Annotated in this window: 9 protein-coding genes; 1 reads left to right on the top strand and 8 read right to left on the bottom strand. The window is 74.7% G+C overall.

From position 1 onward, the window contains the following. Positions 1–61 precede the first annotated feature (61 nt). From ACYVI6_RS08555 to ACYVI6_RS08520, 8 genes are all read right to left on the bottom strand, one after another. Positions 62–3,574: a PKD domain-containing protein gene (locus ACYVI6_RS08555; RefSeq protein WP_460445966.1), complete on the bottom strand. Its 3,513-nt coding sequence runs from the start codon at positions 3,572–3,574 to the stop codon at positions 62–64. A gap of 143 nt (positions 3,575–3,717) precedes the next feature. Next, on the bottom strand, positions 3,718–6,717 hold the full coding sequence (locus ACYVI6_RS08550; protein WP_460445965.1) for a LamG-like jellyroll fold domain-containing protein: 3,000 nt from the start codon (positions 6,715–6,717) through the stop codon (positions 3,718–3,720). A 155-nt stretch (positions 6,718–6,872) separates the two neighbouring features. Beyond that, positions 6,873–7,526, bottom strand: a complete 654-nt coding sequence (locus ACYVI6_RS08545) for a hypothetical protein (RefSeq protein ID WP_460445964.1) — start codon at positions 7,524–7,526, stop codon at positions 6,873–6,875. Continuing rightward, positions 7,523–8,308, bottom strand: coding sequence for a CDP-alcohol phosphatidyltransferase family protein (locus tag ACYVI6_RS08540; RefSeq protein ID WP_460445963.1), 786 nt, complete (start codon positions 8,306–8,308; stop codon positions 7,523–7,525). Before ACYVI6_RS08540 ends, ACYVI6_RS08545 begins: the two co-directional genes overlap by 4 nt. After that, positions 8,305–9,468 carry a DUF1972 domain-containing protein gene (locus tag ACYVI6_RS08535; protein ID WP_460445962.1) on the bottom strand — a complete coding sequence of 388 codons (1,164 nt, stop codon included), beginning with the start codon at positions 9,466–9,468 and terminating at the stop codon, positions 8,305–8,307. The genes ACYVI6_RS08540 and ACYVI6_RS08535 overlap by 4 nt, the downstream gene beginning before the upstream one ends. A 62-nt stretch (positions 9,469–9,530) precedes the next feature. Continuing rightward, entirely contained in the window at positions 9,531–11,153 is a 1,623-nt protein-coding gene (locus ACYVI6_RS08530; protein WP_460445961.1) for a sugar transferase, read from the bottom strand. 209 nt (positions 11,154–11,362) lie between these two features. Continuing rightward, positions 11,363–11,965 carry an aminoacyl-tRNA hydrolase gene (gene pth / locus ACYVI6_RS08525; RefSeq protein ID WP_460445960.1) on the bottom strand — a complete coding sequence of 201 codons (603 nt, stop codon included), beginning with the start codon at positions 11,963–11,965 and terminating at the stop codon, positions 11,363–11,365. Then, on the bottom strand, positions 11,962–12,642 hold the full coding sequence (locus ACYVI6_RS08520; protein WP_460445959.1) for a 50S ribosomal protein L25/general stress protein Ctc: 681 nt from the start codon (positions 12,640–12,642) through the stop codon (positions 11,962–11,964). Before ACYVI6_RS08520 ends, pth begins: the two co-directional genes overlap by 4 nt. A 218-nt stretch (positions 12,643–12,860) precedes the next feature. Between ACYVI6_RS08520 and ACYVI6_RS08515 the strand changes: the two genes are divergently transcribed. After that, positions 12,861–13,964 (top strand): SWIM zinc finger family protein (locus ACYVI6_RS08515; RefSeq protein WP_460445958.1); only part of this gene is annotated, 1,104 nt, incomplete at its 3' end.

Below are 13,964 nucleotides of genomic sequence, written 5' to 3'. Positions count from 1 at the left end.
CGGCGATCTCGTCGCCGTGGGCACGCGCTGTGACGCCTGTGACGCAAGGGGTCCAGGTCGCTCAGGGGGCGACCGGCACCGCCCGGAACGCGTCGACGCTCATGGTCAGCGGCGCGTTCGTCGCCGACCCGGAGACGTAGGCCAGCAGGCCCACGGCGCCGGCCACCTGCAGCTCGGGCGCGGCGTCGGTGGTGCTCAGCGTCCAGGTCGACGGCTCGGGGTCGGAGCCCTTCCAGGCCCGTGCCCGCACCGTCGTCGGCGAGGTGCCGGTGACCTGCGTGCGCAGGTGCAGCACGTCGCCGGGCGCCATCGTCAGCCCGGGCAGCACCACGGACTGCAGCGTCGTCTCGCCGCCGGAGACCCGCACCGTGGTCAGCGTGACCTTGCCGTCGGCCGTGAACTTCGCCCGCGCCCGGTAGTCGGTGGTGCCGACCCGCCGGCCGATGAGCGACAGGTACGCGCCACCGCCCGTCATCGGCTTGTCGTAGGAGACGTCGACGGAGGCGTCGACCGCGGTGGCCGAGACGCCGTTCAGGTACGAGGCGAGCTGCGACCCGGCGGCCGCCAGCTTGAACCGGCCGGCGCCGTCGGTGACCGACACGTTAGCGGCGCCACCGCCGATCGTCCACGTGCCGCCGACGTCGGCGGTGCCGAAGCCGGTGGTCGTGGTGCGGCCGAAGTCGTCGCTGCCGTAGACCGTCACGACGGGCGCGGTCACGGTCACCGACCGGGTGGTGGTGTCGGTGGCCCCGCGGTCGTCGGTGACCACCAGGGTCACGGTGTACGTGCCCGCCGCGGCGTAGGTGTGCGTCGCGGTCGCGCCGCTGCCCGTGCCGCCGTCACCGAAGTCCCAGGCGTAGAAGGCGACCGTGCCGTCGGGGTCGCTCGACGCCGACCCGTCGGCGGTGACCGCCAGGTCGGTGGCCGAGACCGAGGCCGAGGCCACCGGCTTCTGGTTCACCGGCGGGTTCGCGACCGTCACCGAGCGCGTGGTGCTGGCCGTGCCACCGGAGTTGTCGGTGACGGTCAGCGTGACGGTGTAGGTGCCGCCGGCCGCGTAGGCGTGGCTCGACGTGGCACCGGTCGAGGTGGCCCCGTCGCCCCACTGCCAGGCGTACGAGCTGATCGTGCCGTCGGTGTCGGACGACGCGGTGCCGTCGACGCTCGCCGACGAGCCGGTGCTCGAGGTGGTGAACGAGGCGGTCGGCAGCACGTTCGGGAGCGGGCCGCTGGCGAGCTTGAAGTGGCGCAGCACGGCGGACGGCGCGAGCACCTTGTCGTACACGGCGACCTCGTCGATGGCGCCGCGGAACCAGTAGCTCGACGGCGCGTTCGCCCAGCCGCTCAGCTGGTCGCCGCCCACCCGCCAGTAGCCCTGCAGCGCGTTCGCCGTGGTGACGGTCGCGTTCACGGCCACCTGCGAGCCGTCGACGTACAGCTTCATGCCGTCGGCACCCAGCGACGCGGTGGCGAGGTGCCACTTGTTGTCGTTGTAGGCCAGCGGCGAGGTGATGACCTGCTTGCCGCTGGCGTTCACGCCGAAGTTCAGCCGGCCGTTGTTCGACATGTAGACGTGCCGGTCGTTGGCCGCGCCGCCGCTGAGGCCGGTGGACGAGCCGCCGTAGCCGATGATCTTGCCGCCGGTGAGCGCGTTGGTGCGGAACCAGGCCTCGACGGTGAAGCTCAGCGGCGCCGCCATCGGCACCTGGGTGCTGGCCACGTTGGTGGCGGCCGCGTTGAACGTCGTCGCGGTGTCGGGGTCGCTCACCGCGCCCGCCGTGCCGCGGGTGACGCCGCTGCCGATCGCCAGCGGCTTGTTGCCCGCGGCGTCGTTGCCGACGGCGCCGCTCGCCTCGCCGAGCCGCCACAGGTCGCTGGCCCCGTCGGCGAGCACGCCGCGCGAGTACACCCCGGCCGTCCCGGTGCTGCTCACCGTGGCGGTGGTGGTGTCGCTGGTGACCTTGTTGCCCCACGGGTCGGTGACCGTGACCTTGTAGACGTGGGTCGAGCCCGGGGTGAGCCCGCTGTCGGTCCAGCCCATCGGCGGCCGGTTCCAGAAGGTGGAGCGGCCGGTGAGCGTGGCCACCACGGCGCCGTCGCGGACGACGTTGTAGGTGAGCTGCTCGTTGTCGGTGTCCCAGTCGGACGTCCAGGCGACCCGCACGGTGCCCGGGTCGTTCGAGCTGACCTGCGGGGTGAGGTCGCTGCCCGCGACCTCGGGACCGACCTCGTTCGGCGCCTTCGTCGGGACGGCGAAGCGCACCAGGCCCTGCTGCTTGGTGCTGCCGACCTTGGGGAACTCGCCACCCATCACGACGTACTCGTCGGTGCCGCGCACCGTCCAGGCGGCCTGGTCCTGACCGGTCACCGCGCCGGCGACCAGGTCGGGGAACCAGGTGAGCAGGTCGGGCATCGCGGTGCCCTGCCAGTTGGCGTACGAGCCCGGCTCCTTGGTGATGGTGCGGGTCGGGTTCGCGTCGCGGCTGAAGGCCAGCGCGCGGTGGTGGGTGCGGGGGCTCGTCTCCGGGAACGCGTAGATGTTGCCGCAGTAGTGCGCGTGGTTCGCGACGTACACGGCGCCGCTGTTGCCGAACACGCTGTAGGTGTCGCCGTGGCAGTCCTCGATCCACCGCAGGGTGCCGTCCTGCGTGGCGCTGAAGGTGCCCTCGAGGTTGCCGCCGCCGCCGAAGGTGTACCCCGAGCCGTAGACGTAGGTGCCGTCGGTGCTGAGGTCGAGGATGGACGCCGCGTCGCCGGCGTCGCGCACCCGGCTGGTGACCGCCCAGGGCAGCACGGCGGCGGTGGTCGGGTCGAGCGCCGCCAGGCCGTACGCGGGCGTGGTGCCGAGGTTCTTGTAGGCGCCACCCATGATCACCTTGCTGCCGTCGGGCGTGCCGACCAGCGCGGTCACCCGGTTGTCGGGCGAGGGGTCCCACGTGGCGATCGTGGCGCCGGACGTGCCGTCGAACGCCGCCGCCTTGCGGCGCGGGGTGCCGTTGGCCGAGCTGAACGAGCCGCCGGCGTAGACCTTGCCCTGCTGGACGGCGAGCGCCGCGACCGTGGCGTCGACCTGGGGCTTCCAGGTGGTCGACAGCGCGCCGGTCGAGAGGTTGTACGCCGCGAGGCGGTAGCGGTTGAGGCCGTTCGCCTGGGTGAACTGCCCGCCGACGTAGAGGGTGCTCTTGTCGGCGCTCACCGCGAGGGCGCGCACCGCGCCGTTGAGGTCGGGCACGAACGAGGTGACGAGCTCGCCGGTGCGGATGTCGTAGGCGAGCAGGTTGTTGCGGGTCACCGTGTCGACACCCGGGTCGGCGCCGGCCGGGCGGGCGGTGGTGAAGGTGCCGCCGGCGTAGACCGTGTCGCCCACGACGAGCTGCGTCCAGACCACGCCGTCGATCTGCACGGTGGGCAGCGGGTCGGTGCTCACGGTGGTCGGCGTGCCGGCGACCGGGGGCTGGGTGTCGGCGACGGCCGGCGAGGCACCGACCACGGGGGCCGCGACGCCGGCGAGCGCGGCGGCGAGCACGCCGACCAGGAGGTGGCGGAGCCGTCGGGCGGGGCGGGTGCGTGACATCGGGAGTCCTCGATCGAGCGGCCGCCGGGTGCGCTCCAGCGGGAAAGGTGTCTGCCTCGACGGTAACGGTGCGTGCGCAGGACCCGCAGTCGGATCACCGAAAAGAGGGTGTGGCGATGCGGAGCGTGACGACCACTCACTCGTCAGGGGGCGACGACCGACAGGTGGTCGACGGCGACGGTCAGCGGCGTGCCGGTGGCCGAGCCGGGCAGGTACCCCACCAGGCCGACGCCGCCGGCCTGCTGCAGCCCGGCCGTCGCGTCGGTCGACTCCGCCGCCCAGGTGGTCGGCTCGGTGGCGCCGGCTCGCCACACCCGCGCCCGCACGGTGGTCGGTGCGGTGCCGGTGACCTGCAGCCGCACGCGCAGCACGTCGCCAGGGGCGGCGGTGAGGCCGGCCACGGGCACCGAGCGCAGGGTGGTCTCGCCGCCGGAGACCCGCACGGTGGTCAGGGTGACCGCGCCGTCGGCGCCCCAGCGCACCCGGGCGCGGTAGTCGGCGCTCCCGACCCGGCGTCCGACCAGCGACAGCGCGGGGCCGCTCCCGGTCGCGGCCCGGTCGATCGACGCGTCGACGACGGCGTCGACCGCGGTGCCGGCGACGGTCGGCAGGGTGGCCGTGACCTGCGCACCCGACTGCCCGAGCACCATCCGCCCGCGGCCGACGCCGACGCTCGCCCCCGAGCCGACGACGGTCCAGCCGCCCCCGGTGTCGGCGCTGCCGAACCCGGACGCGACGGTGCGCTCGAACTCGTCGGCGGCCAGCACGCCCGGCGGCGGCGGGGGCGGGGGCGGGGTGGTGTCGCCGGTGGCGAGCTGCTGGTGCCGCAGCACGGTCTCGGCGGGCAGCACCCGGTCGTAGACGGCGACCTCGTCGAGCGACCCGCGGAACCACGCGCTGGACGGCGCGCTCGGCAGCCCGCTCACCGTGCCGCCGCCCACCCGCCAGTAGCCCCAGACCGAGGTCGCCCGGGTGACCGCCGGGTTGCTCGCGACGAGCGCGCCGTCGACGTGCAGCCGCATGCCGTCGGGCCCCAGGCTCGCGACGACGTGGTGCCACCGCCCGTCGGCGACCCCGGTCGGGCTGGTGATCGTCCGCCGGGTGCCGGCGTTCACCGAGAAGGCGACGCGGCCGCCGTCGGTCAGGTACACGGCGCGGTCGGGCTTCGACCCGGTGCCGGACGACGCCGTGTTCCACTCCAGCACCGCCCCGCCGGTCGCGGACGTGGTGCGCACCCAGGCCTCGGCGGAGAACACGGACGGCGCGGTGGCCGCCACGGTCAGCCCGGCGCGGGCGTTCGAGGTGCCGTCGAAGGTCGAGGCCCGGTCGGTGCCGCCGAGCGCGCCGACCGCACCGCGGGTGACGCCCGACCCGAGCGACAGGTCGCGGCCGCCGGCCCAGTCGTAGCCGGTGGCGCCGCTGCCCTCCCCCAGCCGCCAGTAGTCGCCGGCGCCGTCGGCGAGCACCTCGCGCGAGTACGCCCCGCCGGTGCCGCTGCCGCTCACGGTGGCGCTCACCGTGCCGCTGGTGACCGCGTTGCCCCAGGGGTCGGTGACGGTCAGCCGGTACGTGTGCGTCGACCCCGGCGTCAGCCCGGCGTCCGTGCACCCCGTCGGGGGCCGGGACCAGAACGTCGACCGGCGGGTCAGCGTGCAGACCGTCGTGCCGCCGTCCCGGACCACCCGGTAGGTGAGCTGCTCGTTGTCGGTGTCCCAGTCGGCGGTCCACGCGACGCGCACCCGCCCGGCGTCGAACGAGCTCAGGACGGGGTTCAGCGCCGTGCCGGAGACGCGGGCACCGAACCGGTTCGGCGCCAGGTGCGGCAGCGCGAAGCGCACCAGCCCCTGCTGCGCCCGGTTGTTGACCTTCGGGAACTCTCCGCCCATGACGACGTAGTCCGCGTTGCCCGACACGCTCCAGGCCGCCTGGCTCTGGCCGGTGAAGGTGCCGGCCTCCGGCTCGGGGTACCAGGGCAGCAGGGCGGGCACCGGCGTGCCCTCCCAGTTCTGGTAGGTCCCCTGCTCCTTCAGCGCGGTGCGGCCGCTGGGGTCGCGGCCGAACGCGAGCATCCGGTGGTGGGTGCGCGGCGTCGTCTCGGGGAAGGCGCCGATGTTCGCGCACTCGTGCGGGTGGCCGGCGACGTAGACCGCCGTCGGCCCCGGGAAGACGTCGTAGGTGTCGCCGTGGCAGTCCTCGACCCAGCGCAGCGTGCCGTCCTGCGTGGCGCTGAAGGCGCCCTCGAGGTTGCCGCCGCCGCCGTAGGTGTACCCGCTGCCGTACACGTGCGTGCCGTCGGTGCGCAGGCTCAGGATGCTCGCGGCGTCGCCCGCGTTGCGCACCCGCAGCGCCGCCGCCCACGGCAGGAGCGCGCCGGTGGCCGGGTGCACCGCCGCCATCCCGTAGGCCGCGACGCCGCCGAGGTGGGTGAACGCGCCGGCCACGACCACCCGTGCGCCGTCCGGCGTGGCGACCATCGCGTTGACCCGGCTGTCGGCCGACGGGTTCCACGGCAGCAGGCCGCCGGCGGTGTCGAAGGCCGCCAGCCGCGCCCGGCCGGTGCCGTTGGCGCTGCTGAACGACCCGCCGGCGTAGACCACGCCGGGGCGCACGGTGAGCGCGGCGACGGTGTTGTCGGTGGTGGGCCGCCAGGTCGTCGACAGCTGCCCGGTCGTCAGGTCGTAGGCCGCGAGGCGCGACCGGCTCTGCCCGTTCGCCCGGGTGAACTGCCCCCCGACGTACAGCGTGCGGCCGTCGGGCGCGGCCACGAGGGCACGCACCGGGCCGTCGAGGTCGGGCACGAACGAGCTCACGAGCACGCCGGTGCTGATGCTGTAGGCCAGCAGGTTGTGCCGCGGCACGGTGCCGACGCCGGGTGCGTTGCCCGCCGGGCGGGCGGTGTCGAAGTCGCCGCCGGCGTAGACGGTGTCGCCCACCACCGTCTGCGTCCACACCACGCCGTCGATCTGCACCGTCGGCAGGGGGTCGCTGCTCACGGTCACCGGCGCCCCGACGTCCGGCGGGCGGGTGTCGGCCGCGGCGGACGGCGCGTGACCGGCCGCGACCGCGAGCGTCGCGGCGAGCGCCGCGCCGGTGAGTGCGGCGAGGGCGGCGCGCAGCCGGCGGGTGGGTCGAGTCGCGTGCATGCCGTGCTCCCCGGCGGTGGACGTCTGTGCCGCCCATCGTCAGCGCGCCGGCACCCTCACCGCACCAGAACAGTCAAGTCCAGGCAAAGAACTACCCACCGTGCCGCCGCAGGCACCGCGAGCGACCGCGGTCGTGACGTCGTGAGGCGGTTCGGCTACGAGGCGTCGCCGCGCAGCCGGACGACGGGCTGCGTCGGGTCGTACGTCACCGTCAGCGTCACCCGGTCGCGGTCGCCTCCCGACATCAGGAAGACGTACGTGCCGTCGGCGGTGGCACCGGGCGCGACGTCGCCCTTCCACGGCGACGACGGCTTCGAGCTGCTGTCGCTGGCCGGGTCGCCGTCGGTGACCTCGGCGGTCACCACCGCGTCGCCCAGGTCGAGGGCCTTCGCGGTGCCGTTGCGGAACCGCAGGGTGAACGCCACGGCCTTGCCGCTCAGCTCACCGGGACCCTTGCCGGTCACGGTGACGGCCTTCGTGCGCACGACGGACACGCTGGCGCCCGGCGCGAAGGTGGCGGTGCCGGTGAGCGGCACCACGGGACGCGTCGACACCGACTTCGAGGGCACGGTGGACGCCGACCCGGCGGGTGCGCTCGACGAGCTCGAGGCGCTGGTCGAGCTGCTCGAGCTCGACGAGCTCGAGCCCGCGGACGTGGTGGCGGAGGTCGTCGAGGGCGCCGGGGTGCCGGACGTCGTGCTGCTGGCGGTCGAGCCGGCCGGCGCCGCGGCGTCGTCACCGCCCGAGCACGCGCCCAGCAGCCCGCCGACCAGCACCAGCCCAGCCGTCGCGATGGCGACCCGTGTCATGCGTCCTGTCCCCTGCTCTGTCGAGGCACCGGGCGCCCGAGCGCGCCCATGTCGCGGAACCACTTCACCACGGCCAGCACGAGGAACCCGGCGTTGGCGACGAAGAAGAGCACGTAGACCGGGAAGAACACGGCCGGCACGCCCAGCAGCACGAACGCCACGCACAGGAAGCCGTAGTCGGTGGGGATCACCAGCAGCGAGCGCAGGCCGGAGGTGCCGCCGCGCTCGATGGGCACGCCGGTGGCCGCCACCTGCCGCTGGCGCAGCAGGTCGTTCAGGATCATGCCGAAGAACATCACCGACGCCACGGCGGCGAAGCCCATGGGCACCAGCAGCCAGCGGTCGTCGAGGTCGAAGAATCGGTAGGCCGAGACCAGCACGGCGAGGTGCAGCAGCGAGGCCTTGCCCGCGTCGAACATGTGGTCGAGCCACTCCCCCTGCGGCGAGCCGCCGCCGCGCAGCCGGGCGAGCTGGCCGTCGGCGGCGTCGAGGGCGTAGCCGATCACCAGCAGCGCGGCCACGACGAGGCCGGTCCACCACACCGGCCGCACCAGGAACACCAGGGCGATCGCGGTGTAGGTGAACACGGCGCTCAGCGCGGTGACCTGGTTCGGCGTGCGGCCGAGCAGGTAGGCGCCGGCGGCGAACGAGCGGCCCAGCGGCCGGTTCACGAAGCGGGAGTAGGCGGGCGCGCCCTTGGTGGTCTTCTGGGCCTGCAGCAGCCGCTGCCGGGTCGCGCGGAACCCGCCCTCGGGGGGCTGCCTGGTGGTCACCTGCGTCATCGTCCGCTCCCAGCCGTGCCGTCGTCCTGCAGGTAGCCCGACCGTCGCCCGGACGGCCGACGGCGGCGGGGGCCGCGGGTGGCCAGCAGCCGGCACAGCTGCTCGTAGGCCAGCGCCACGTCGTCCCAGTCGTACAGCTTGGCCCGCAGCCCCGAGGAGCGACCGCGCTCGCGGGTGCCCTCCGGGTCGGCCTCGGCGGCCTCGACCAGCGCGGCGACGTCGTCGGGAGTGCGCCAGAAACGGCCCGCCTCGCCCAGCACCTCGCGGTTGAACACCACGTCGTAGGCGTCGACGGCGGCCTGGGCACCGATCGCCCGCAGCAGGGACGGGTTCGTGCCCCCGACCGAGTGCCCGTGCAGGTAGGTGAGCGACCCGGCGTACAGCTGGTCGAGCAGCTCCTGGTCCCAGACGCCGCCGAGCAGCCGCACCCGGTCGTCCGCGAGCGCCCGCACCTGCTCGGTGTACGCGTCGGCGTACGGCGCGGAGCCGACGACGACCAGCGGCAGGGTGGCGCCGGAGCGCACGTACCCCTCGACCGCGACGTGCACGTGGTTCTCGGGCTCGAAGCGGGCGACGACCAGGTGGTAGCCCTGCGGCGCCAGGTCGAGCTCGGCGAGCCGGTCGAGCCGGTCGGGGTCGACGGACGGCGCACCGTAGGAGATGAGCGCGGTCTCGGCGCCGAACTCGCCGTCGTAGTAGTCGGCGATGCCCTGCGCGTCGGCGATCAGCGCGTCGGACCAGCGGACGGCGAGCGACTCGGCGGTGCGGTAGTAGCGGCGTCCGGCCGGACCCCACTTGCCGCGCTGCCACTCCAGGCCGTCGACGTGCGTGGCGAGCGGCACCCGACGGGCGCGCAGCAGCGGCAGGAACGGCGCGTTGGCGGCGTTGAAGACGACCGCCGTGTCGGGACGCCGCCGGGTCACCAGGTGCAGCACCGAGAGCGCGGTGTGGCTGAGCGTCTCGAGCGAGCGCCGGCGCATGGCCGGCAGGTGCACCAGCCGCATGCCGAGGTAGCTGCCGCCGTGCTCGTCGTCGCCGCGGCAGTAGACGGTGACGTCGTGGCCGCGGTCGACGAGCCGGCGCCCGACCTCCTCGATGGCCGTCTCGAAACCGCCGTAGCGGGCCGGGACGCCGCGGGTGCCGATGAGTGCGATGCGCATTGGTGAGTGGTTCCCCCTGCCCGGGACGTGCCGCAGCGCGGCGTGCACCGGACGCGTCGTGATCAGTAGGCGCCGGAGCCGAGCACGACGGCGCGCGCGGTCTTCCAGAGGATCTGCAGGTCGAAGGCGACGGACCAGTTGTCGACGTAGCGCAGGTCGAGTCGCACCGACTCCTCCCACGACAGGTCGGCGCGGCCGCTCACCTGCCACAGGCCGGTCAGGCCGGGCTTGACCCGCAGCCGGCGGTGCATGGCGTCGTGGTACTCGGCGACCTCGGTGGGCAGCGGCGGACGCGGGCCGACGAGCGACATGTCGCCGCGGACGACGTTCCACAGCTGGGGCAGCTCGTCGATCGAGAACCGCCGCAGCACGGCGCCGACCGGCGTGATCCGCGGATCGCGCTTCATCTTGAACATGAGGCCGTCGCGGTCGCTGTCGGCGAGCAGGTCGTCGGTGCGGCGCGCCTCGGCGTCGACCACCATCGAGCGCAGCTTCCACATGGTGAAGGGCACGCCGTCGCGGCCGATGCGCTGCTGGCGGAAGAACGCGGGGCCGCGGCTGGTGACGACCACGGCGATCGCGGCGGGCACGACGACGAGCAGCGACCCGAGGAACAGGGCGAGACCGAGGCTGCGGTCGAGCAGCGCCTTGCCGATCATCCGGCCCTGGTGCGCCTCGGGCGCCTCGACGTGCAGCAGGCTCAGGCCGGCGGCGGGACGCACCCGCAGCCGCGGGCCGGCGACCTCGACGAGACCGGGCGCCACGACCAGGTCGGCGCCGGTGCGCTCGAGCGCCCACGACAGCCGGCGCAGCGAGGCGTTCGACAGGCCGGAGCCGGCCACGATCACGACGTCGACCTCGTGGTCGATCACCGACTGCGGGACGTCGGACAGCATGCCGACGACCTGCACCCCGGCGCTGAGCGGCACGTCGGCCATGACCGACGGCAGGCAGGCGCCGACGACGTCGTAGCCGTGGTGCGGCACCTTCATCAGGTCGCCGACGACCTCGTCGACCGCCGACGGCGAGCCGACGACGAGCGTGCGCTGCAGGGCCTCGCCGTAGGTGCGCTGCCGCACCAGCCACCGGCGCAGCACGTAGCGGTGCAGCGCGGTGAGCACGGCGGCGAGCGGCACGGCGACCAGCACGAAGCGCCGCGGCACGAGCAGCTGCAGCGAGTAGGAGACGAGCGACATCGTGACCAGCACCGCGACCGCGGCGCGCCCGACCATGCCGAACTCGTCGGGCCCGGCGCCGATGCGGCGGCTGTCGTAGGCGCGGAACAGCCACAGCGCCAGGCACCACGCGGCGGAGCAGAGCACGGCACCGACGACGACCGTGGCGTTCACCTCGTAGGAGGCGATCACCGCGCCCCACACCGCGAAGGCGATCAGCGCGTCGACGAGGACGGCGCGGGTGACCAGCGGGCGGGCCCAGCGGCTGCGCCGGGCGTCGGCGCGGGCGATGGGGTCGAACGTGGTGGCGCGCGGCGAGCCGGGCTGCTCGGGCAGCAGGGCCGGCGGGGCGACGTAGGGACGGGGCGAGGCCCACGACACGCGGGTGGCGGCGGTAGGAGCGCGGCGGTCGCCGAGCGGGTCGGCGGACGCGGTGTCGACGTCGTCGTCGACGATCACCTCGAGGTCGGGATCAGCGCCCAGACCGAGGCTGTCGTCGTACGTGGTCATCCGGTCGTTCCCTCCCGTGGTCGTGCCGCCCGACACCGCCGCAGGCCGCTGCCCCCGGACCCTGCACGTCGTCGATGTCGGTGGTCCGACCGTAGCCGCGCCGCCGAGGCTTCGGAGGGCGTTTGCCGAAGACGAGGCCCCAATTCACGCGCGCGATACACATGGTGACGCGCTGCTGCAAGGCATCACGCTGCGTGCACCTGATCGGTTCAGCGCGGGGCGTGCCACCGCTGCTGGGTGGCCAGCAGCCCCTCGGTGGCGAGCTGCTCGGCCGCGTCGGCGGCGTCCTCGAGCAGGATCGGGAGCTCCTTGCGCTCGACCGACGAGAAGTCCTTCAGCACGAAGTCGGCGGGGTCCTGCCGGCCGGGCGGTCGCCCGATGCCGACCCGCACCCGCAGGTAGTCCTTGGTGCCGAGCGAGCGGCTGATCGAGCGCAGGCCGTTGTGGCCGCCCTCGCCGCCGCCGAGCTTGACGCGCAGCTCCCCCGCCGCGATGTCGAGCTCGTCGTGCACGACGACGACCCGTTCGGGCTCGACGTCGTAGTACTGCGCCAGCCCGGCGACCGGGCCGCCCGACTCGTTCATGTACGTCGCGGGCTTGGCCAGCACGACGCGCGGGCCGGGCACGCCGCCCGGCCCGGTGCCGAGCCGCCCCTCCAGCACCGCGGCCCGCGACCGGTGGCTCTTGAAGGAGCCTCCGGTGCGGGCCGCGAGGACGTCGACGACCATGGCGCCGACGTTGTGCCGGTTGCCGGCGTACGCCGGGCCGGGGTTGCCCAGCCCGACGACCAGCCAGGTCCCGGTGGTGCTCACTCCTGGGTGTCGCCCTCGGCGGTGGCCTCGGCGTCGCCCTCGGTGCCCTCGGCCTCGGCGGCGGCGTCCTCGTCGGACTCCTCGCGCTCGATGCCGGCCTCGGCCTCGGCCTCGGCGAGCTCGGCCTCGAGCGCCTCGGCGGTGACCTGGGCGGTGACGTTGACGACGAGGTGCTCGCCGTCGGTGACCAGCGTGGCGCCGGCGGGGAGGGTGATGTCGGCGGCGCTGATCTGGCTGCCGGCCGCGAGGCCCTCGACGGAGACGGTGACCTGCTCGGGGATGTCGGTGGCCGAGACCTCGAGCTGGAGGAACTGCTGCTCGACCTGCACGACGGTCTCGAGGGCGGCCTCGCCCTCGACGTGCACCGGCACGTCGACGGTGACCTTCTCGCCGCGGCGCACGACGACGAGGTCGACGTGGTCGATGACCGGCTTGATCGGGTCGCGCTGCACGTCCTTGGCGAGCGCGAGCTGCTCGGCGCCGTCGAGCACGATCGTGAGCAGCGCGTTCGGGTTCTTCAGCGCCAGCATCGTGTCGTGGCCGGGCAGCGTGATGTGCACGGGGTCGGTGCCGTGGCCGTACATGACGGCGGGGATCTGGGCGGCGCGGCGGATCTTGCGGGCGGCGCCCTTGCCGAACTGGGTGCGGGCGGTCGCGTGCAGGGTCAGGTCGGACACGGCGGGACTCCTCGAGCTGGGTGGCGTGCGGTCGGTGCGGAGGCAGGGCCTCGACGCGGGACGCAGCACGAAGGGCGCCCGATGGAGGGCACCGCGTCGATCACGGACGCGACGACAGCTTCGTCGTGCGACGTCCCTCGCCGAGGCAACCCGCCGATCCTACCGGTCGGTGCGGCGCACGGTGAAATCACGCCCACCCCTCGGGCGATACTGGCCCGGTGCCCCGCTGGACCCCGGCCGCCGTCGAGCGGGCCGCACCGGACGCCGCCTCGCTGGCGGCCGCCCGGCGGCTGGCGCGGCCCGGCCCGTGGTCGGCCACCGGCAGCACCGACACCCTCGTGTGGGGCAGCTGCCAGGGCTCGGGCTCGACGCCGTACCGGGTGAGCGTCGACCTGGCCGGGCCGGCGTACCGGTGCAGCTGCCCCAGCCGCAAGCACCCGTGCAAGCACTCGCTGGCCCTGCTGCTGCTGTGGGTGCAGGGCTCGGGCTCGGTGGCGGACGCCGAGCGGCCGGCCGACGACGCGCAGCAGTGGGCGCTGCAGCGGGCGGACCGCGCGGCGGGGACCCCGGCAGCTCCCCGCGCGCCGGTCGACCCGGTGGCGCAGGAGTGGCGGCGCGACGAGCGGCTGGCCCGCATGTCGGCCGGCCTCGACGACCTCGGCCGCTGGCTGACCGACCTGGTGCGCGGCGGCACCGTGCAGGCCCGGCAGCAGCCCTTCGACTGGTGGGACGCGGCGGCCGCGCGGCTGGTCGACGCCCAGCTGCCCGGGCTGGCCGACCGGCTGCGGTCGACGGGTGCGGCGCTGCACGGCCGCCCCGACTGGTCGGACCACCTGCTGTCGGAGGTCGGGCTGTGGTGGACGGCGGTGCGCGCCTGGCGCCGGTGGGACGAGCTGCCGGAGCCGACCCGGGCCGACCTGCGCGCCTTCGTCGGGTGGGCGCAGTCGAGCGAGGAGGTGCGGGCCGGGAAGACGGTCGACGACACCTGGCTGGTGCTCGGCGCGCACCGCAGCGACGACGGGCGGCTGCTGCAGCAGCGCACCTGGTTGCGCGGCACCCGCAGCGGCGAGGTGGTGCAGCTGCTCGACTTCGCCGTCGGGACGGCGACGCTGCCGGTCGCGCACCTGGCCGGCTCGGCGCTCGACGCGGTGCTCGCCCTCTACCCGGGCAGCCGCCCGCGCCGCGCGCTGGTGGTCGGCGAGCCCGTCGTGCGCACCGGGCCGGTGCCGGAGCCGGACGGCGGCACGGTCGACGACGCCCTGCGCGGGCTGGCCGCCACCTGGGCCGACAACCCCTGGGCGCCGCGGGCGCTCACCGTGCTG

Source organism: Angustibacter aerolatus, from assembly GCF_054776675.1.
Note: the sequence above shows the minus strand (reverse complement) of the source record. Positions and strands in the feature narration are given on the sequence as shown.